This is a genomic window from Azospirillum sp. SYSU D00513 (assembly GCF_017356015.1).
In the GTDB taxonomy this organism is placed as follows: domain Bacteria; phylum Pseudomonadota; class Alphaproteobacteria; order Azospirillales; family Azospirillaceae; genus Azospirillum.
Genome location: NZ_JAFIQV010000044.1, coordinates 25637 through 42177, shown reverse-complemented (window position 1 = coordinate 42177; position 16541 = coordinate 25637). Strand labels below are relative to the sequence as shown.

The following is a 16541-nucleotide window of genomic DNA, read 5'->3' as shown; positions in this document are numbered from 1 at the left end:
CACCCTCCGGAAACGCAAAGCTCCGCCAAAGCGGGGCTTTCTCGTGAACAGGCGCCAGAGTTTACTTCGTGTCCTGCTGCTCGTTGAGGTCCTGGAGGCGCTTCTCCATGCCCTCGCGACGCCGTGCGGCTTCGGCAGCGCTCATCGGGCGCTTTCCCTCATAGACGTTCGGGCTGAGGTAGCCATTCATATCCGCCGACTTGGTCTGCTTTTTTCGAGCGAGCATTGATGAACCCCTTCTGAGTTCAGAATTTCAGCGAACCCAGTGGCGAGTCAAGATCCCATTCGGTCCATGACCCAGAACGTGCGCCCCGCCGGATCGGTTCCATGCTCGATTTCCTCATAGCCACAAGCCTCAAGAGTACTCATCAAAATCCAGTATTTTTGCAGGCCCTTCTCAGGAACGTTGCGCCCTTTCGTTACAAAATAGACTCGCTCCGGCGCTTGTTCATTCAACAACAATGAACACGCCCGGTTCACGATTACCATCACCATGGGACGGACCTCGTCCGGAATGTAATTCTTGGCTATGGAATGGTCCTGCGTCGTGAAGGACTCATAGCTTTCATCCAATGAAACCACGGCGATTTCGAACGAAAACTCCCAGCAGGATTGCCCAGCGTAATCCGCTGGAACCAATCGTGAGTCCACATAGACCTCTCGCTGGGTCAGCAGGCAGGCGGCAATCGGCACGGAGATCATCCAGCCGATGCCATCCTTGTCCTCTTCCATAGCCAGCGAGGGGAAGTGGCCGGAGCCAAGAAGCGAAGCGAACATGCACACATGAGTACATCTCCAGCGCACATCACGCTAGTGGCCCCGCTACCCCCGCCCCGCCAGGATCGCCTCGGCCAGCGCGCGGTCGGAGGGCTTGTCCACGTCGATGGCGGCTTCGGCGAAGGGCATGTCCACGATGCCCAGCGGGGCGCCGGTCAGCCGGCCGAGCCGGTCCAGCGCGCTGGCGATGGTGAGGCGGCCGAGCAGGAAGGACAGCAGGACGGGGATCCCGAGCAGGCGGATCATCCGCCAGGGCTTCTTGCGATCCTGTTCGACGCGGCGCCAGAAGGTCACCGCGCCGCGCGCGGCCTCGCTCCGGAAGGCGAAGAGGTTGCAGCCGCTGTAGGCGGCACCCCGGAAGCGCAGGTAGGTGCGCCGGGTCTCCGGGTAGGCGGCCTGGATGGTCTCCGACCGGGCGAGGCCGGCCGCGGCGGCGGCACCCTCCGGCAGATGGGTCCAGAAATGCTCGACCATCGCCGGGGTCAGCAGCGGGTGGTCGGCGGTGGTCACGAGGCAGGGGAAGGAATCGGGTACGGAGTCGAGGGCCGCCAGCACGCTGCGGCTCGGCGAGGGGGCGGCGGGCACCACCGACAGGCGGCCAGCGGCCACCAGCGGCGCCAGCTCGGGATGGTCCAGCACCAGCTCCGGCCGTTCGATCACGACGATCTGGCGGCCGACGCGCGGCACGGCGAGCAGCGTGCGGACCACCCGCACCAGCATCGGCACGCCGCCGACCGTGGCCATGGCCTTGTGGGACACGCCGGCGTCGGCGGCCACGGGGTCGGCCGGCCCGCGGCTGCCGGCCAGGACGATGGCGGTGATGGTCTCGCTCACAGGCTCTTCCCGTAGATCCGGTAGGTCTTGTAGACGCGCCCGCCGAGCACCTCGGCGATGTGGCGCATGGGCTTGTTGTCCTCCAGCACCCAGGACATCTCCATCCGCTTCATGCCGAGCCTCACCGCCTCCTGCCGCAGCCGGTGCATAAGGACGAAGGTGAGGGTGCTGCCGAGGAAGCTGCTGGCGTGTTGCCGGCGCACGCCCATCAGGGGCACGCGCCCGGTCTCCAGCCGCTTAACCTTCAGCCGCCAGAGCAGCTTCGCCCAGCCCAGCGGGAAGAGGCTGCCGTTCAGGTCGCGTATGGCCTCGTTCAGGTTGGGCAGGCAGACGATGAAGGCGGCGGGCTCCCCCTTGACCTCGGCGAACCAGACCAGCCGCTCGTGGATCAGCGGCTTCATCTGCGTGGCCATGTGGTCCACCTCGGCCTCGGTCATGGGGACGAAGCCCCAGTTCCCGCTCCAGGCGTCGTTGAAGATGGCGACCAGCCGGTCGATCTCCCGCCGGTATTCGGCCATGCGCAGGGGGCGGACGGTGACGTCCGGCGGCAGGGGCCGGTCGAGCCGCTTGCGCAGGGCCTGCGGCAGGTCACCCTCGCTGATGTAGGCCAGCACGTCCTTGGCGTTGGCGTAGCCGGCGGCCTCCAGATGTGGGCCGAGCCAGGGCCGGTCATGCCCCATCATCAGCATGGGCGGCGTGTCGAAGCCGTCCACCAGCAGCCCCGTCTCCTCGTTGATGGAGAGGTTGAAGGGGCCGAGGACGCGCGCCATGCCGCGCCCGCGCAGCCAGTCCTCGGCGGTGGCCGTCAGCGCCGCGACCACGGCCGGGTCGTCCACGGCCGCCAGCAGGCCGAAATGGCCGATCGGCCCGCCCGTCTCCAGGCCGGGCGGCGCCAGGGCGAGGCGGTCCACCTGCGCGCTGATGCGGCCCACGTCGCGCCCGGCGCGGCTGGCGATCCAGAAGCGCGTCTCGGCGTGGCGGAAGAAGGGGTTCTTGTCTGGCGACAGGGCGCCGCGCCGCTCCATCATCAGGGGCGGCACCCAGTGGGGGTCGCCGCGGTGCAGCGCGAAGGGCAGGCGGATGAAGCGGTCGAGGCCGGCGCGGGTCTCGACGGGCCGGATCTCCAGCCCGCCGTCCCCCGCTCCGGGAGGCCTCGGCCGGTCGGAGGGGGCCGTCAATTCGACCGTCAATTCGCGACGGCCTCGTCCCCGCCGCGCGGCTCCCGCGTTTCCTTGGCGCTCGGCGGCCGGTCGCGCGGGGGCGAGCCGGTCAGCTCCGCTACCCAGGGATAGCGTTGCGATTCCGCGACGTCGTAGCCCAGGTTGAAGACGGTCGGGCTGCGCGGGCGCTCCTGCGGGCTGTCGTAATAGGTGCCGAGTGCCCGGTCGATCACGAAGCCGGTGATGCCGTAATTGCCGTTCTCGTCGTGGAAATGGTGGGCGAGGTGGCGCTGCTTCATCCGGCGCAGCAGGCGGCTCTTCGGCTGGTAGTTCAGATGCTGGATGCAGTGGCAGAACTCGTAGACGGACATCAGCAGCGTCGCGGTGGCGAGCGCCGCCGCCCCGCCGGCCGCCCCGTCCACCGCCAGCCCGACCGGCACCGAGACGCCGACCAGCATCGGCAGCGTGTTGGTCAGCGAGCCGAACAGCACGTCCAGCTTGTGCGGGTCCTGGTGGTGGTCGAAATGCACGCGCTTCCACAGCGATGCCGTCAGCGGCGACTTGTAGAGGATGCGGGCGTGCAGGATGTAGCGGTGCAGCCCGTACTCCACGAAGGGGTAGAGCGCCACCACGACCAGCACCGTCAGCGCGGTGTGCCACGGCCGTTCCGTCCAGGCGGCGGCCAGGATCGCCCCGACGACGGTGATCACGGCGTAGACCTGGATCGCGGGATAGGTCGCGTAGGCGACGAACAGCTCCCGCAGGGACATCCGCCCCAGGTCGTAGCTCCGTCCCTTCCAGCCGGATAGCCTCATGGTCTTTCCTCGAACCTCTTGCCGGCGCGGTCGCGCCTCACTCTTCAAGATGCAGGATCAGCGCGATGCCGATGCAGAAAAATATCGCCAGCGGCACCCAGGCCGCCAGGAAGGGCGGCAGGACGCCCGCCTCGGCGAGCGATGCCATGAGTCCCTGAAACACGAGGAAAATCAAGCCCAGCACGAGGCCAAGCGCGACGCCCGCCCCGAAAGCGCTGCTGCGCCGGATGCCGTGAAGCGCCGGTTGGGCCAGCAGCAGCATCAGGATGGAGGTCGCGGGGACCGCGAAGGCCTTCTGGAACTGCATCTGGTAGAAGGCCCGGTTGCGCGTGCCGGACCAGGTTCCGGCTATGATGGCGCTGAGCCGGTCCAGGGACAGGAACTCGGTCGGGGTGCTGACCAGCAGGACATTCTCCGGCGTCGGCCCGTTCGGCCAGGCCAGCGCCTCGGAGGAGGCGGTGAGCTGGGTCGTGCCGCGCAGGGTCAGCGTGTCCACGCCGCGCAGCACCCATCCCCCCTCCTCCCAGGCGGCCTCGCGCGCGGCGATGCGGTCCCGCGCGACGCCGCGCTCGTCGAGCTGGACGACGACCACGCCGCGCAGCAGCCGCCCGTCCTCCTCCACCCGGCGGAAGGACAGGACGCTGGACTCCGTGTGCATCCAGTAGCGCTCCGGTGTCTTGCGCTCCTCCGGCGGGGTGATGGAGATCCACCAGTCCTGGAGCGCCCGCTCGGCCCGCGGCGCCACCTGGTCGATCAGCAGGAAATGGGCGACGGCCACCAGGATGGCGGTCGGCACGAGGATGCGGAACAGGCGCAGCGGCGAGGCGCCGGCGGCGCGCAGCGCCACGATCTCGTTGTGCTGGGCCAGCCCCATGAAGGCCAGCAGCGCGCCGATCAGCACCGCCATCGGCACGAGCTGGCTGATGAAGAGCGGGAACTGCAGCGCGAAATAGGTGGCCAGTCCCCCCATGCCCTGCCCGCGCTTCAGCAGCTGGCTGGCCTTGTCGAGCAGGTCGAGCAGCTGGAGCAGCGAGGCGAAGGCGAAGATCACCGCCAGGAAGCGCCCGGCGAAGGCGCGGGTGAAATAGCGGGTGAGCGTCATGTGCGCGCCTTCCGCAGCAGGCCACGGGGCATCAGACGGCCCAGCCGGGCGACCAGCCCGTCCAGCCAGTCGAACACGGCGCCGAACGGGTCGGCGCCGGGATGCCGCTCCGCGTAGAGGTAGATCGCCGCGCACAGGGTGGAGAAGACCAGGAAGGGTCCCCAGAGCGCCAGGATCGGGTCGGCCCGGCCGAGGTCGGCGAGGCTCTCGCCGAACTGGAGCGTGTGGTTGTAGACCACCAGGATCACGGCGGCGAGCACGATGCCCTGCCAGCGCCGCGACCGCTTCGCCCCCACCCCCATCGGCACCGCCAGCATCGGCAGGAAGACCAGAGACAGCGACCGCACGATGCGCGCGTTGAACTCCGACCGGAGCTGGGTGGCGGGCACGCCCGGCGCGGGCTTCTCCCATTCCGCCCGAAGCTCGCCCATGGTCAGCTCGCGCTCGTCGTCGCCGCGCGAACGGAACAGCGGGATCTCCCGCGAGAAGGGGCGGCTGAGCGTCAGCGCGTCGAAGGCCAACACGGAATGCTGCCCGTCGGCGCCGGTGCGGATCTGCACCGCCTTGCGCAGCAGCAGGACGAGGTTGAACCCGTCCTCGCTCAAGGCCAGGGCGCCCTCCTCGGCGGTCGTGGAGACCTCGCCGTCCGGCTGAGTCTCATGGACGAAGACCTTGCGCAGGGTCTGCCCGCCCATGTCCACCTTCTCGGCGAAGACGGTGTAGCCGTTGCCGGCGTTGATGAAGGTGCCCTCGGTGACGGTGGCGTCCCAGGAGGCGTTGGTCACGGCGTAGAAGATCGCGCGGTAGGCGTAGCGGGAATAGGGCTGCATGTAGCCGTACAGCAGGATGCTGAACAGCACCAGAACGGCACCGAGCCCCAGGAAGGGCCGGGAAAAGCGCCGGATCGACAGGCCGCAGTCGCGCAGCGCGTCCAGCTCGTTGTCCTCGCTGAAACGGGCGGCGACCAGGAAGCAGCTGATGAAGAAGGCCGCCGGCAGGGCCAGGCCCAAGTAATGCGGGACGAGGTTCGCCGCCATCGCCAGGATCGGGCCGAAGGCGGCGCTCGTCTGGGCCAGGAGGTCGAACAGCCGCAGGATGCGCTCCAGCAGCATCGCCACCAGCACGACCGCCAGCGAGATGCCGAGCGGCTTGGCCGTCTGGAGCAGGATGTAGCGGTCGATCAGGCGCAAGGCGGGACTCATCGGGGCGGCGGCCGGGACCGCCGCGGGATCGTTGGTGGAGCAGGCCCGGCGGGCCAGGCTTGTCGGGCCGTCAGGCGGTGGCGGCCACCCAGCGCGCGCGCAGCTCCGCGACGAGTTGGCCGAGCGTGTCCTCGTCCGGGGTCACGGCCTTGCCAAGGGCGGGGACCGCGGGCCAGCCCTCGTCCGGGAAGTCCAGCCCGCCGAAGCGGCGCACCCCCTGGTAACGCGGGATGACGTGAAAATGCACGTCCGGATCGACCATCATCAGCATGAGATGGTTGATTTTCTCATAGGCGACGAAGTCCGTCAGCATCCGCTCCAACCCGGCCACGGCCGTGCGGAGGTCGGCGAAGGCCTCGGCGCCGAGCTGGCCGAAGGCCGTCGCCGGCTCCCGGCAGGCCAGCACCAGCGAGCCGAGCGTCGGCTGCTGCGGCCGGACCAGCACGGCCCAATGCGACGTCTCCGCCACCAGCGTGCGCGGATACCCGAATTTCTGCATCGTCGCGTTGGACATGGTACTGGACAGAGCCCCGTTCCCAACTATGGTTGCCCCCTATTTATGCCGACGGGCGGCGACACGCAAATCAAACAACCCCGGCCGGCCGCCCTGGCCTAGAACGGGGAAACGGCCGCCGGCCACAAGACGCCGACCCGGTGCCGACGCGATATGGACACGACTGGACCACGCATGATCCCGCGCCTCCCGACCCTCGCCCTGTTTCTCCCCCTCCTGGCCCTCGCCCCGGCCGGGGCCGCGGAACCCGAAAAGGCCACCCTGTCCGGCAAGGCGGCGGCCTGCGGCGACGCCTCCGACCAAGTGCGGCTGCACGTGGCGGTGACCGGCGTGCGCAGCGGCAAAGGCCGGGTGGTGGTCACCGTCTATGGCGAGAACCCGTCGGACTTCCTGGCCTCCGGCCGCAAGCTCGCGCGCGTCCGCGTGCCCGCGGCGGAGGGACGGACGGAGGTCTGCCTCGCCGTGCCGCCGCAGGCGAGCTACGGCATCGCCGTCTATCACGACGAAAACGGCGACGAGGACTTCAACCGCAATCTCGTCGGCCTTCCCGCCGAGGGCTTCGGCTTCTCCCACGACGCCCCCGCCACCTTCGGCCTGCCGAGCTACGAGTCGGTCCGCTTCACCGCGGCACCCGGCGACCAGCAGCAGGACATCGCGATGCGCTACCGCTGAGGGTCGGCACCGGGGGCCGGACCTGGCGTCCAGGCGGCGCCCTCACACGGCGATGGTGATGGCGCCCAGCCCGAAGCGGGCGAGCTTGACCAGATCCTCGGTGTCGATCTTTTCCGTGTTGATCACGGTCAGGTAGCCGCCGGCCTGGCGCGATGCCTGCGCGATCCGGAACAGGCTCTCCGCCGAACGCCCCGACGCGTCCACCGTCAGGTTCACACCCGTTTCCGCGAGCCGGATGATCTTGTCGGTGCTGCGCATGGGCGGTGGTCCTCTCTCGACGCCGGGACATTTCGGGGGAAACACGGGCGGGGCGGGAATGGGTCCGCTCGACGCCCGCCGCTGGTCACGTCAGGGCAGGATCACGAGCCCGCTTCGTCATACCCCACCGCGAACCGCGATTCGTCGCGGAACGCGCCGTCGGCGTAGCTGCGGATCAGGGCCGAGAGGCGCCAGCCGCCGCCGGGCTGTTCGGTCACGGTGAACTGCGCCCATTGGGCGGGGGGCAGGCCGAGGATCGGCGTGGCGGAGGCGGAGGCCACCCCGACGACGGGGATGGCGCGGCCGCCGGGGCCTGGCAGGTGGCAGAGGTTGCCCTGGTGGTAGTGGCCATGCAGAACCAGCTCGGCACCCGTGCGGGCCAGCAGGGCCTGCACGCGCTTGCGGTCGGTCAGCGCCTTGCGGGCGTTGCCGCGGACGATGAGCGGAGCATGGTGCATGAGGACGACGCGGAACAGGCCCTCGCGCCCGAGCTCCGTCAGCGTCGCTTCCAGCCGTTCGAGCTGGGCCGGGCCAACCGTGCCGATGGCGAGCAGGGGCAGGCTGGGCACGGCGGTGGAGACGCCGACGAAGGCGACAGGGCCGCGGCGCCGAACGAAGGGGAAGGCGACGGTCCCCTCCTCCGCGTCTCCTCCACCGTTCCCGGCAGCGTCGCCGGTCATCCAGGGCCGCCAGAGGCCGATGCCCCGCGACTCGGGCACCACAACGGTGGCGTCGTGGTTGCCGGGGACCACCGTGACGTGGTCGGGGGCGCCGAGCCCCTCCAGCCAGGCGCGGGCCAGGACGAACTCCTCGGGCAGCGCGATGTTCACCAGATCGCCCGTCACGGCGAGGTGATCGGGGGCGTGGCGGGCGACGTCCTCCACCAGGGCGGCGAGAACCTCGGGGCGGTGGATCTGGTGGCGCTTGCGCCGCCATGACGCAAAACCTAAAAGTCGCTTTCCGGCGAGATGGCGCAACGGTGCCGGCCAGCCGTCGGGAAGAGGCAGATGCGGATCGGAGAAATGCGCGAAGCGATAGGCCGGCCGCATGAGAAGGAAGACGTCCCGTGGGTGTGAGTGCTGACAATCCAATGACCGACGGCCGCCCCGCTGTCGAGTCCGACCGTGGGCCGGTCGCCCGCATCATCGGCGACAGCCCCGTGCGGCTGTGGGGCATGACCTCGTCCGAACGGCTGCGCCGGGCGCTGCGCCGCGCGGGCGTGGAGGAGACCGCCGCCTGGACGGGGACGGCCGAGCCCGGCCGCCGCCATCTGCTGATCCGCGACGACCATGTCTTCGACGCGGTGCTGGTCGCCGACCTCGCCCGCGCCGCCGACACGGTGCTGACCACCGACTCGGGCCGCCCGGTCGCCGCCGCCGTCCGCGCCGAACTGGCCGAGGCCACGGCCCGCGCGCTCGCCGATGGCGCGCCGCTGCCGGAGGGCTTGCGGATCGTCAGCCCCGGCGAACTCAGCTCCGCCTACAACAACGCCCTGCGCAAGCGGGAGGCGCCCTACCTGCTGCACCTCACGGCGGAGACCTTGCCGGCGGTGGAGAAGCGGATGTTCTCCGGTTCCTACAAGGGTGTCACCGACCTCGTCACCAAATATGTCTGGCCCGCCCCGGCGCTGCGCGTCACGCGCTGGTGCGCCGACATGGGCATCACGCCGAACGCGGTCACCTGGGTCAGCCTGCTCCTGGTGCTGGGGGCCATGTGGGCCTTCTGGCATGGATGGTTCCTGCCCGGCCTCCTCATGGCCTGGGGCATGACCTTCCTCGACACGGTGGACGGCAAGCTCGCCCGCGTCACCCTGACCTCGACGAAGCTCGGCAACGTCTTCGACCACGGCATCGACCTCGTCCACCCGCCCTTCTGGTACTGGGCCTGGATCGTCGGGCTGGGCACCGTCGGGCTGGCGCTGGAGCAGCCCTGGCTGATGCTCGCCATCGTCTTCGGCGGCTATGTGGCGCAACGGCTGGAGGAGGGGCTGTTCATCGGCCTGTTCAAGCTGGAGATGCACATCTGGCGCCCCTTCGACAGCTGGTTCCGTCTGATCACGGCGCGGCGCAACCCGAACCTGCTGCTGCTGACGCTCGGTGCCCTGGCCGGACGTCCGGACCTCGGCATGATCGCGGTCGCCTGGTGGACGGTGATCTCGTTGGGGGTCCACACGTTGCAGATCGTGCAGGCCTTCCTCGCTCGGCGGCGCGGCCCCCTGGTATCCTGGCTGGCGCGATGATCCGCGTCGGCGTCATCAGCAACCCGCGCAGCCTCGCCAACCGCCGGGCCGCGCGGAAGGGGAGCGGTTTCGCCGCGGTGGCCGCCGGCTTCCCCGGCCTGCTCTACGCCCAGCCCGGCACCCCGGCGGAGCTGCAGGAGACCCTGGCCGAATTCCACCGGCGCGAGGTCGGCGTGATCGGCGTCCATGGCGGCGACGGCACCATCCGCGAGGTGCTGACCGCCCTGCCCCGCTCCTATGGGGAGTCCTGGCCCGACATCGCCCTGCTGCCGGCGGGCAAGACGAACCTCGCCGCTCGCGTCCTGGGATCGGCCGGGCGCGGCGGCGAGGGGCTGGCGCGGCTGCTGGACGCGGCACGGCAACGCAGCCTCGGCCGGGTCGAGGCGCCGGTGATGGAGATCGCCTGGACGGACGCGCCGGAGCGGCGGATGAGCGGCTTCCTGTTCGGCGCGGGGGCCTTCTCCACCGGCACGAAGCTCGCCTACAGCCATGTCCACGCGGCGGGCATCAACAGCGGCCCCGCCGTGGCGCTGACCATCGCCGCCGCCGCCGCCTCCATCCTTGTCGGCAAGGGCCGGCGGGACATGCTGGCGGGGGAGGAGATGAGCCTGGCGCTGGACGGCGCACCCCAACGCCCCGGCCGCCGCTTCCTGACGCTCGCCAGCACCTTCGACCGGCTGGCGCTGGGCATCCGCCCCTTCTGGGGCGAGGGGAAGGGCTCCTTGCGTTGGCTCGACGTGCTGGCGCCGCCGCGCCGGCTGATGCGGGCGCTCGTGCCGGTGCTGCGCGGCCGCCCGCGCCCCTGGATGACCGAGTCGAGCTACACCAGCGGCCGGGCGGACCGGCTGGCGCTGGCGCTGTCCTCGCCCTTCGTGGTGGACGGCGAGCTGTTCGACCCCGGCCCGGCCGGCATCACCCTGTCGGCCGACCGGCGGGTCGGGTTCGTCACGCCATGAACGGCGGCATGATGGGACCGGACGGCATCCGGGAGGTCGAAGCCGTCATCGCCGGGGAGCTGGACCGCCCGGCCATGGCGGAGGCGCGGGTGCTGTCCGACGCCATCGTCGCCCGCCACGGCGATGCCGTCGCGGCGGTGCTCTTCTACGGCTCCTGCCTGCGCACGGGCGACGCCACGGGCATCCTGGACGTCTATGTGCTGACCGACGCCTTGCGCGCCTATCACGGGCGGGCGGTGCCGGCGCTGCTGAACGCGCTGGTCCCGCCGACCGTCTCCTACCTGGAGGCGCCCTTCGAGGGAGGCGTGGTGCGGGCCAAGGTCGCGGTCATGGGGACGGCCGCCTTCGCCCGCGCTGTGCGGGGCCGGGGCATGGACACCACGATCTGGGCGCGCTTCTGCCAGCCGGCGGCCCTGCTGTACGCCCGCGACGGGGACAGCCGGCGGCTCGCCGTCTCCGCCGTGTCGCGGGCGGTGGTCACGGCGGCGCGCTGGGCGGCCCGGCTGAGCCCAGCGGGGACGAGCCCAGGGGTGTGCTGGACCATCCTGTTCCAGCATACCTACGGCGCCGAGCTGCGGGCCGAGCGCGGCAACCGGCCGAACGTCGTCTACGAGTGGGCGGCGGCGCGCTACGACCGGCTGATGGAGCTGGCACTCGCCGGCGAGGCCGTGGGGCCACGGGAACGCGACAGCGCGCGGCGCGGCTGGGCGCGGCGGCGCGTCGCCGGCAAATTTCTCAATATCGTGCGGCTCGCCAAGGCGGCCTTCACCTTCGAGAATGGCGCCGACTACATCCTCTGGAAGCTGGAGCGGCATGCCGGCCGCCCGGTGCGGGTCACCGCCTGGCAACGGCGGCATCCGATCCTCGCCTCCCCGGTGCTGCTCTGGCGCCTCTACCGCGATGGCGTGATCCGCTGAAAAGGCTTCGCCCTCTCCCCGCGAGGGAAGAGGGCGAATAAGACGGCTCCGGCGCGTTACCGAAACGCGCCCCGGATCACTCCGCCGCGACGACCTCCGGCTCGATCACGCCGAGGCTGCGGCCGATCGAGGCGAAGACGGAGATGACCTGGTCGATCTGCTCCGTCGTGTGGGCGGCGCTGACGCTGGAGCGCAGCAGCGGGAAATTGTCCGGGGTGGCCGGCGGCAGGGCGAGGTTCAGGTAGACGCCGGATTCCAGGAGCGCGTTCCAGAAGGTGATCGCCGTCTCCAGGGAGGGCAGCCGGATCGACACGATCGGGTTCGGCTGCGGGCCGACGATGAAGCCCTCGCGCTGCAGGCCGTGGTAGAGCCGGTGCGCGTTGAAGGCCAGGCGCTGGCGCAGGCCGGTGTCCTGCTCGACGCGGGTAAGCGCCTGCGTCACCGACGCGATGACCGACGGCGGCAGCGAGGCCGTGAACATGTAGGGACGGCAGGCGACGCGCAGCACGTCGAAGTCCGGCAGGTCCGACACGCAGTAGCCGCCGACCGCGCCCAGGCTCTTGCTGAAGGTGCCGACGATGAAGTCCACGTCGGCCTCGACCCCCACCTGCTCGGCGAGGCCGCGGCCCTTGGCGCCCAGCACGCCCATGGAGTGCGCCTCGTCCACGAGAAGGAAGCCGCCCCACTCGCGCTTGACCTCGACGAATTCCTTCAGCGGGGCCGCGTCGCCGAGCATGCTGTAGATGCCCTCCACGACGATCAGCTTGTTGCCCGGAAGGTCCTTCATGCGGCGCAGGCGCCGGGCGAGGTCGTCCGGATCGTTGTGGCGGAATCGGGTGACCTTGGCGCTGCCCAGGCGGCAGCCGTCATAGATGCTGGCGTGGCTGTCCGCGTCGATCAGGATGTGATCGTCCGGCCCGGCGACCGTGGACAGGATGCCGAGATTCGCCTGGTAGCCGGTGGTGAACACCATCGCCGAGCGCCGGCCGTAGAAGTCCGCGAGGCGGCGCTCCAGCTCGGCGTGGCTGCCGTAGGTGCCGTTGGCGATGCGCGACCCGGTCGTGCCGGTACCCGCCTCGCGCACGGCTTCCACGGCGCTGGCGATGCAGCTCTCGTCGAAGGTCAGGCCGAGATAGTTGTTCGTCCCGAGCAGGATCACCCGGCGGCCGTTCAGCATGGCCTCGTTGGGCGAAACCACCTTGTCGAAGCGGACGGAGAAGGGATCTTGGCCCATCGCCTGCAGCGAGCCGTAGGTCGCACGCAGATGCGCGAATTTGTCCAGAATGGTCATGTTCCGGTTTGATGCCTCTTCAGCTCCGCGATCGCGTCGGCAAGATCACGGACGGTCTTGATATCAGCCAGCTTGTCCATGGAAATCGAGACATCGAACTGGTCTTCGAGAGTCATGACGAAATTCATGACGGCCAGAGAATCGAGCCCAAGGTCGCGCGCGATGTTCGTGTCCTGGGTCACGCTCTGCTGCACCTGCGGCAGGGCGTTGATGGCCTTGATGATTTCTGCGGCGATCGTGTCGAGCTCGTTCATGACAAACGCTTGGCCATCCGCTCCGGGATACACTGGGGTTCACCCCGCGCATTTGGCGCGAGGACAATCTAACATATCTGTAACGTCACTCGTCTCAAGGCTCAACCGTTCGATGCCCGTGTCTCATAGAAGCTTCGGCAGTGTGTCTTTTTCACTTCTCCTGAGCGGACTGTTGGCATTACCAACATTGTAGATGCGCGCTAGTTCCTTGTTTTCCCAAGGGAATCCGGAATTTATCTAGAGCCATCCGGCGGCCCGGTACCAGGCGACCGTGTCGCGGAACCCCTCGTCCAGGCGGACGCGCGGCTGCCATATGGCCGGTGACGGTTGACGGCCGGCCTCCGACGACCAGTCCGGATGCAGCATTTCCCTTGCCTTGCCGGGCGTCAGCATGGCCGTCCGGCCGGTCAGCCGCGCGGCACCGCCGGACAGGGAGGCGGCGGCGTGGACCAGCGCGCCGGGAACGGGCAGGAGCCGCGGGCTGGACCCCACGGCACGCGCGGCCGCCTCGATCACCTCCCGCCAGCCGTAGCCCTCGCGGCGCTCGTCGCTCAGCTCGTAGACACGCGCCGAGGGGCCGCCGGCGCACAGGGCGGCCACGGCGGCGGCGGCATCGTCGGCGTGAATGAGGCAGACGCGCGACTCGGGACCGTGGAAGAGCGGCACGATGGGGGCCCGCGCGGCGCGGAAGACGGTGAGGGTCTCGCGGTCGCCGGGGCCGTAGATGGCGGGCGGGCGCAGCACGACCCAATTGCCGCCGCCGAAGGCCTCGACGGCCGCCTCCTCGCCCGCGCGCTTGCTGGCCGCGTAGCCGGACAGGCCGGGCTCCCGCGCCGCCAGGGAGGAGACGACGACCAGCCGCGCGTCGGGAGCGAAGCGGGCCACGGCCTCGCCCAGGCGGCGGCTGCCGTCGCGGTTCACGGCCATGAAGCCATCGAGCGAGGGCGCCTTGATCAGGCCGGCCGCGTGCACCACGGCGTCCGCCCCGCGCACCAGCCGGCCGAGCGCGGCCGGATCGTCGAGGCCGCCGAAGACCAGCTCCGGCTCGTTGCCGCCGGGAAGATCGAGCGCCGGGTTGCGCCGGACCAGTAGGCGCAGGCGCCAGCCCTCGCGGGCCAGCGCGCCGAGCATGGCGCGCCCGAGAAAGCCGGTGCCGCCGGTGACCGCGATGAGGCCGCCCATGCCGGGCTCCCTCACGCCGCGTCCGCGAAGCGTCCTTCGACATAAAGGCGCCGGGCGCGGGCGCGGCTCAGCTTGCCCGAGGAGGTCTGGGGCAGGCTGTGCGGCGGCACCAGCACGATCTCCGCCTCCACACCGTGCTCGGCGCGCACGGCGCCTGCCACGGCGGCCTTCAGCGCGGTCCGCGCCTCGGCGTTCGACAGACGGCACTGGACCAGCAGGACGACCGCCTCGCCGTCGCCGCCGTCATCCACGGAAAAGGCGGCGGCGTCGCCGCTGCGCAGGGCATCAAGCTGCTCGGCCGTCCATTCCAGGTCCTGCGGCCAGATGTTGCGGCCGTTGACGATGATCAGGTCCTTGGCCCGGCCGGTGATGACGAGCGCCCCGCCGGCCAGATAGCCGAGATCGCCGGTGTCGAGCCAGCCATCGGCGGAGAGCACGCGCTGGGTCTCCTCCGGCTGGTCGAAATAGTCGCGCATCATGCTGGGGCCGCGGACGAAGATTCGCCCCACGCGCCCTTCCGGCACGACGGCGCCATCAGGGTCGCGCAGCTCGACCGCGTGGTCGGGCAGCGGCGCGCCGCACAGCACGAACTCGCGGCTGCGGGCGGTGGCGGCGCCGGGCGGGACGACGTTTCCGTCCTCCTCCAGAACGTCCATGTCCACGCGGCTCGTCTCGATGCCCCGGTCCAGCGGCGCGAAGCTGACGGCGAGCGTCGCCTCGGCCATGCCGTAGCTGGCGACGAAGGCCCGTGCATCGAAGCCGCGCGGGGCGAAGGTCTCGGCGAAGCCGGCCAGCACGTGAGGGCGGATCATGTCGCCGCCGATGCCGGCCGCGCGCCAGCGCGACAGGTCGAGCCCGTCGGTCGAGGCCGTCGCGGCGCGCCGCGCGCACAGCTCGTAGCCGAAACTCGGGCTGTAGGAGAGCGTGCCGCCGTTCGCGGCGAGGACCGACAGCCAAGTCAGGGGCCGGCGGGCGAATTCGCGCGTCGGCAGGAAGTCTATGGTCACCTGCGAGGCCAGGGGCGTCAGCAGGAAGCCGACCAGCCCCATGTCGTGGTAGAAGGGCAGCCAGGACACGCCGCGGTCCCCGTCGCGGACCGCCAGCCCATTCACCGCGATGGCGCGGGTGTTGGCCATCAGCGCGCGGTGCGTCACCGTCACGCCCATGGGGAAGCGCGTGCTGCCCGACGAGAATTGCAGGTAGGCCACCTCGTCCTCGCTGATGACAGGCAGTTCCACCCCATCCTCGGCCACGCCGTCGAAGACCGCGAGCGAGCCGACGACCCGCAGGCCCAGCCCCTCCGCCGCCTCGGCGATCCAGGAGGACAGCGCGTCGGGTCCCAGCAGGCCGGAGGAGCGCGCGGCCGTGATCATGCCCCGCAGATGCGCGATGTAGCCTTCCCGCCCGCCGAAGGGCATGGGCAGCGGCAGGGGCACCGGGATGGCTCCGGCGAACTGGCAGGCGCAGAAGGCCCGCACGAAGTCCGCGTCGGTCTCCGCGATCAGCGCGATGCGGTCGCCGGCCGCGATGCCCGAACGCAGCATGCGCCGGGCCAGGGACCGCGCCTGCGTTGCAAGGTCGGCGTAGCTCAGCACCTCGAGAAGCTGCCCGCGCCCGGAATAGAAGTTCAGCCCGCGCCCGCCACCGGCGGCGTAGTCGATCGCTTCCGTCAGTGTCCTGAAATCCGCATGGCGGCGCGGAAGGGAGCAATCGGACGACAAGGGCGACGGCATCAGCCAGAACTCCTACGCAAATGCGCCGTGTCCGGTCCCCCTGCGGGGGCCGGACGGCGGCGCGAACAGCCATCCCGGAGGGATGGTCTTAACCTCGATCAGGCCGCGCGTCACTGTGACAATCCACTGGTTTGCCGCGCGGCGACACCGATATAGCCGAGGTCGGGGGGATTGCGAAACAGCGCTGTTGCGGGAAGGAGGCACTCCTCCCCGCCGAAATTCACGCCGAAAGCTCTCCCTAAATCCCCGCCAAACCCCATATGATAGGAGTCGCGTGTAGCAGCCCAGGAGGAATCGTGGCGACGGACAAGAAGGCCGACCGGCAGGATCTCGACGCAATGACCCGTGAATTCCTCGCGCGTGGGGGCGGGATCACCCGCTGCGACCCCGGCCCCAGCGAATCCGTGGTCTACCGGAACGGCCCGCGCCGCTTCAAGAAGCCCGCCGCCAAAACCGAGGCGGCACCGGAACAGGCGGCGGCACCCGAGCCGGCGGCGGCACCCGAGCCGGCGGCGGCGCCGGAAGGGACGGACTGAATAGAGGGACGCGGCGGTCCGCCCTCTTTTTCCGAAGGCGTGCCGCCGGAGCCTACACGAGTTCCCCAGCCTTCATGGCCCCACTTCTTTCCGGAGCCA

Annotated in this window: 19 protein-coding genes; 5 read left to right on the top strand and 14 right to left on the bottom strand. The window is 70.2% G+C overall.

Translation table 11 applies throughout. From position 1 onward, the window contains the following. Positions 1-61: 61 nt before the first annotated feature. The 8 genes from JUB11_RS25860 to JUB11_RS25825 all read right to left on the bottom strand — a co-directional run bounded on the left by JUB11_RS25860 (position 62) and on the right by JUB11_RS25825 (position 6404). Positions 62-226, bottom strand: a complete 165-nt coding sequence (locus JUB11_RS25860; RefSeq protein ID WP_207461674.1) for a hypothetical protein — start codon at positions 224-226, stop codon at positions 62-64. Positions 227-273: 47 nt separating this feature from the next. Beyond that, positions 274-777, bottom strand: a complete 504-nt coding sequence (locus JUB11_RS25855) for a hypothetical protein (RefSeq protein WP_207461673.1) — start codon at positions 775-777, stop codon at positions 274-276. Between the two features lie 45 nt (positions 778-822). Continuing rightward, a complete protein-coding gene (locus JUB11_RS25850; RefSeq protein ID WP_207461672.1) occupies positions 823-1611 on the bottom strand; it encodes an NTP transferase domain-containing protein in 789 nt (262 codons plus the stop codon). Further along, positions 1608-2801 carry a dATP pyrophosphohydrolase gene (locus JUB11_RS25845; RefSeq protein ID WP_247887326.1) on the bottom strand — a complete coding sequence of 398 codons (1194 nt, stop codon included), beginning with the start codon at positions 2799-2801 and terminating at the stop codon, positions 1608-1610. Before JUB11_RS25845 ends, JUB11_RS25850 begins: the two co-directional genes overlap by 4 nt. After that, entirely contained in the window at positions 2798-3586 is a 789-nt protein-coding gene (locus JUB11_RS25840; protein ID WP_247887325.1) for a sterol desaturase family protein, read from the bottom strand. The genes JUB11_RS25845 and JUB11_RS25840 overlap by 4 nt, the downstream gene beginning before the upstream one ends. 37 nt (positions 3587-3623) lie before the next feature. Then, positions 3624-4688, bottom strand: coding sequence for an LPS export ABC transporter permease LptG (lptG, locus tag JUB11_RS25835; RefSeq protein ID WP_207461671.1), 1065 nt, complete (start codon positions 4686-4688; stop codon positions 3624-3626). Beyond that, entirely contained in the window at positions 4685-5878 is a 1194-nt protein-coding gene (locus tag JUB11_RS25830; RefSeq protein WP_207461670.1) for an LptF/LptG family permease, read from the bottom strand. The genes lptG and JUB11_RS25830 overlap by 4 nt, the downstream gene beginning before the upstream one ends. 82 nt (positions 5879-5960) lie before the next feature. Further along, positions 5961-6404 (bottom strand): HIT family protein, encoded by a 444-nt coding sequence (locus JUB11_RS25825; RefSeq protein ID WP_207461669.1) that lies wholly within the window; start codon positions 6402-6404, stop codon positions 5961-5963. A gap of 174 nt (positions 6405-6578) precedes the next feature. On the opposite strand from JUB11_RS25825, the gene JUB11_RS25820 reads away from it, so the two are divergent. Then, positions 6579-7076: a DUF2141 domain-containing protein gene (locus tag JUB11_RS25820; RefSeq protein WP_207461668.1), complete on the top strand. Its 498-nt coding sequence runs from the start codon at positions 6579-6581 to the stop codon at positions 7074-7076. A 42-nt stretch (positions 7077-7118) separates the two neighbouring features. Here JUB11_RS25820 and JUB11_RS25815 read toward each other — a convergent pair whose 3' ends face one another. Beyond that, entirely contained in the window at positions 7119-7334 is a 216-nt protein-coding gene (locus JUB11_RS25815) for a hypothetical protein (protein WP_207461667.1), read from the bottom strand. 101 nt (positions 7335-7435) lie between these two features. Further along, complete coding sequence (locus tag JUB11_RS25810) at positions 7436-8383, bottom strand: metallophosphoesterase (protein WP_207461666.1); 948 nt, start codon at positions 8381-8383, stop codon at positions 7436-7438. 41 nt (positions 8384-8424) lie between these two features. Between JUB11_RS25810 and JUB11_RS25805 the strand changes: the two genes are divergently transcribed. The 3 genes from JUB11_RS25805 to JUB11_RS25795 are packed head-to-tail and all read left to right on the top strand — an operon-like array spanning position 8425 to position 11446. Then, positions 8425-9573, top strand: a complete 1149-nt coding sequence (locus JUB11_RS25805) for a CDP-alcohol phosphatidyltransferase family protein (protein ID WP_207461665.1) — start codon at positions 8425-8427, stop codon at positions 9571-9573. Continuing rightward, complete coding sequence (locus JUB11_RS25800) at positions 9570-10529, top strand: diacylglycerol kinase family protein (protein ID WP_207461664.1); 960 nt, start codon at positions 9570-9572, stop codon at positions 10527-10529. The genes JUB11_RS25805 and JUB11_RS25800 overlap by 4 nt, the downstream gene beginning before the upstream one ends. Positions 10530-10537: 8 nt before the next feature. Further along, positions 10538-11446, top strand: a complete 909-nt coding sequence (locus JUB11_RS25795; protein ID WP_207461663.1) for a hypothetical protein — start codon at positions 10538-10540, stop codon at positions 11444-11446. A 76-nt stretch (positions 11447-11522) separates the two neighbouring features. Here JUB11_RS25795 and JUB11_RS25790 read toward each other — a convergent pair whose 3' ends face one another. The 4 genes from JUB11_RS25790 to JUB11_RS25775 form a co-directional block, all read right to left on the bottom strand. Then, positions 11523-12737 carry a pyridoxal phosphate-dependent aminotransferase family protein gene (locus JUB11_RS25790; protein ID WP_207461662.1) on the bottom strand — a complete coding sequence of 405 codons (1215 nt, stop codon included), beginning with the start codon at positions 12735-12737 and terminating at the stop codon, positions 11523-11525. Then, complete coding sequence (locus JUB11_RS25785) at positions 12734-12991, bottom strand: acyl carrier protein (protein WP_207461661.1); 258 nt, start codon at positions 12989-12991, stop codon at positions 12734-12736. Before JUB11_RS25785 ends, JUB11_RS25790 begins: the two co-directional genes overlap by 4 nt. Before the next feature lie 237 nt (positions 12992-13228). Next, a complete protein-coding gene (locus JUB11_RS25780) occupies positions 13229-14173 on the bottom strand; it encodes an NAD-dependent epimerase/dehydratase family protein (protein WP_207461660.1) in 945 nt (314 codons plus the stop codon). 11 nt (positions 14174-14184) lie between these two features. Beyond that, positions 14185-15906 (bottom strand): fatty acyl-AMP ligase, encoded by a 1722-nt coding sequence (locus tag JUB11_RS25775; RefSeq protein WP_207461659.1) that lies wholly within the window; start codon positions 15904-15906, stop codon positions 14185-14187. Between the two features lie 296 nt (positions 15907-16202). Here JUB11_RS25775 and JUB11_RS25770 point away from each other — a divergent pair, with 296 nt between their 5' ends. Then, a complete protein-coding gene (locus JUB11_RS25770; RefSeq protein WP_207461658.1) occupies positions 16203-16442 on the top strand; it encodes a hypothetical protein in 240 nt (79 codons plus the stop codon). The last annotated feature ends 99 nt before the right edge of the window (positions 16443-16541 follow it).

What these genes read in the sequence shown, in the direction of transcription:
- JUB11_RS25860 (WP_207461674.1), bottom strand. Translation starts at nt 226, where the DNA reads ATGCTCGCTCGAAAAAAGCAGACCAAGTCGGCGGATATGAATGGCTAC.
- JUB11_RS25855 (WP_207461673.1), bottom strand. Translation starts at nt 777, where the DNA reads ATGTTCGCTTCGCTTCTTGGCTCCGGCCACTTCCCCTCGCTGGCTATG.
- JUB11_RS25840 (WP_247887325.1), bottom strand. Translation starts at nt 3,586, where the DNA reads ATGAGGCTATCCGGCTGGAAGGGACGGAGCTACGACCTGGGGCGGATG.
- lptG (WP_207461671.1), bottom strand. Translation starts at nt 4,688, where the DNA reads ATGACGCTCACCCGCTATTTCACCCGCGCCTTCGCCGGGCGCTTCCTG.
- JUB11_RS25825 (WP_207461669.1), bottom strand. Translation starts at nt 6,404, where the DNA reads ATGTCCAACGCGACGATGCAGAAATTCGGGTATCCGCGCACGCTGGTG.
- JUB11_RS25820 (WP_207461668.1), top strand. Translation starts at nt 6,579, where the DNA reads ATGATCCCGCGCCTCCCGACCCTCGCCCTGTTTCTCCCCCTCCTGGCC.
- JUB11_RS25815 (WP_207461667.1), bottom strand. Translation starts at nt 7,334, where the DNA reads ATGCGCAGCACCGACAAGATCATCCGGCTCGCGGAAACGGGTGTGAAC.
- JUB11_RS25810 (WP_207461666.1), bottom strand. Translation starts at nt 8,383, where the DNA reads ATGCGGCCGGCCTATCGCTTCGCGCATTTCTCCGATCCGCATCTGCCT.
- JUB11_RS25805 (WP_207461665.1), top strand. Translation starts at nt 8,425, where the DNA reads ATGACCGACGGCCGCCCCGCTGTCGAGTCCGACCGTGGGCCGGTCGCC.
- JUB11_RS25800 (WP_207461664.1), top strand. Translation starts at nt 9,570, where the DNA reads ATGATCCGCGTCGGCGTCATCAGCAACCCGCGCAGCCTCGCCAACCGC.
- JUB11_RS25795 (WP_207461663.1), top strand. Translation starts at nt 10,538, where the DNA reads ATGATGGGACCGGACGGCATCCGGGAGGTCGAAGCCGTCATCGCCGGG.
- JUB11_RS25790 (WP_207461662.1), bottom strand. Translation starts at nt 12,737, where the DNA reads ATGACCATTCTGGACAAATTCGCGCATCTGCGTGCGACCTACGGCTCG.
- JUB11_RS25785 (WP_207461661.1), bottom strand. Translation starts at nt 12,991, where the DNA reads ATGAACGAGCTCGACACGATCGCCGCAGAAATCATCAAGGCCATCAAC.
- JUB11_RS25780 (WP_207461660.1), bottom strand. Translation starts at nt 14,173, where the DNA reads ATGGGCGGCCTCATCGCGGTCACCGGCGGCACCGGCTTTCTCGGGCGC.
- JUB11_RS25775 (WP_207461659.1), bottom strand. Translation starts at nt 15,906, where the DNA reads ATGCCGTCGCCCTTGTCGTCCGATTGCTCCCTTCCGCGCCGCCATGCG.